At 54.6% G+C, this 1,612-nt stretch carries 1 protein-coding gene; it reads left to right on the forward strand.

What is annotated here, in order from left to right; genetic code table 11:
* The first annotated feature begins 78 nt into the window (after positions 1 to 78).
* The gene (locus EOS_RS04610; RefSeq protein WP_047845419.1) at positions 79 to 1,494 is read left to right on the forward strand and encodes an IS1182 family transposase; all 1,416 of its coding nucleotides are present in this window, start codon (positions 79 to 81) and stop codon (positions 1,492 to 1,494) included.
* Positions 1,495 to 1,612: the final 118 nt, after the last annotated feature.

Consider the following 1,612-nt stretch of genomic DNA (forward strand, 5'->3'; position numbering starts at 1 on the left):
CCGATTCTGTTGAAAAAGTCGCCTTTATGTTTATTGTTAGGTATCCTATAGATATTGATCGACGAGGAGAAGATCGTCATGATGGGTCAACTGGATAGCGGGCAGAACAAGCTTTTCTACTCGTTCAACCTCGACAATCACGTGCCTCAAACTCACCTGCTGCGAGGCATCGACCGGGCGCTCGATCTCGGCGACTTGCGTCAGCACCTCGCGCCTTTCTACAGTCCGATCGGTCGACCTTCGATTGATCCGGAATTCATGATCCGCATGCTGATCGTGGGCTACTGCTTCGGCATTCGCTCCGAGCGCAGGCTATGCGAAGAGGTCCATCTGAATCTGGCATATCGTTGGTTTTGCCGCCTGGGTTTGGATGACGCAGTACCTGAACATTCGACGTTCTCTAAGAATCGCCACGGACGCTTTCGCGATAGCGACGTCTTACGCCATGTGTTCGAATCCGTCTTGGGCCGTTGCATGGCTGAGGGGCTTGTGAGGGGTGAGGGATTCGCTATCGATGCAAGTATTATCAAGGCGGATGCAAGTCGTTCAAGCGCGGTGCCGGGAACAGATCCCATCGACTGGGGACCTACCGCAAAACAGAGTCGCGCTGTGCGGGAGTATCTCCAGGCCCTTGAAGAGAGCAATCCAGTAGGTTCCGACGCAGACGAATCCGCAGAGTCGTCTATGCCGCCGAAGATGATCTCCCTGAGCGATCCTGCCTCGAGTTGGACCGCTGCACCTGGTGGTCCCGCGTTCTTCGCCTACTCGACCAACTATCTGATCGACCTGGAAGCGGGGATCATCATGGACGTTGAGGCGACGCCCGCAAACCGATCCCACGAGGTCGAATCAACGAGAACTATGATTGAGAGAGTTGAACAAGGGCTTAGTCTCAAGCCCGCTCGCCTTGTAGGCGACACCGCCTACGGCACGGCAGCGATGCTTGGTTGGATGGTCGATCAGAAAGAGATCGCACCACACGTCCCGGTTTGGGAAAGGTACGCGCCCAAGGACAATACATTCTCCAGCAGCGAGTTTAAGTGGAATGAGACGGACAACGAGTATCGTTGTCCTGCTGGGAAAGCACTGCGCAGTGACCGCCGCCAATTCAAGAACTCGCGTACGCACGTCACCAAGGCCGATACGATTATCTATCGATCAAGCCAACTCGACTGCGCTGGCTGTCCAATAAAGCAACGCTGCTGTCCGAAGACCCCGTTTCGCAAGGTCACGCGAAGCATCCACGAAGCTGCACGTGACGAGGCAAGACGCATCGCGACAACACCTGCCTACAAACAATCTCGACGTGAGCGAAAGAAGGTGGAAATGCTGTTCGCGCACCTCAAACGGATTTTGAAGCTTGACCGTTTGCGGCTGCGCGGGCCAAGCGGTGCGCATGATGAGTTCTTGCTGGCAGCAACGGCGCAAAACCTACGGCGAATGGCGATTCGACTCATGGCCAAAGGTGACAAGATGGAGATTGCGACTGCGTGATGAGCGACGCAGTCGCAACTGCTATCAAATTCCCAGGTTTGCTGACGACGTAAAGCCAAAGTTGCAGCACATGACTTTTTCGTCGCGCCTAAAAACAACTGTTTTTCAACAGAATCGA

Source organism: Caballeronia mineralivorans PML1(12) (genome assembly GCF_001028175.1).
In the GTDB taxonomy this organism is placed as follows: Bacteria; Pseudomonadota; Gammaproteobacteria; order Burkholderiales; family Burkholderiaceae; genus Caballeronia; species Caballeronia mineralivorans.

Excerpts from the sequence above, each read along its gene's own strand:
- EOS_RS04610 (WP_047845419.1), top strand. The coding sequence starts at position 79 with ATGATGGGTCAACTGGATAGCGGGCAGAACAAGCTTTTCTACTCGTTC.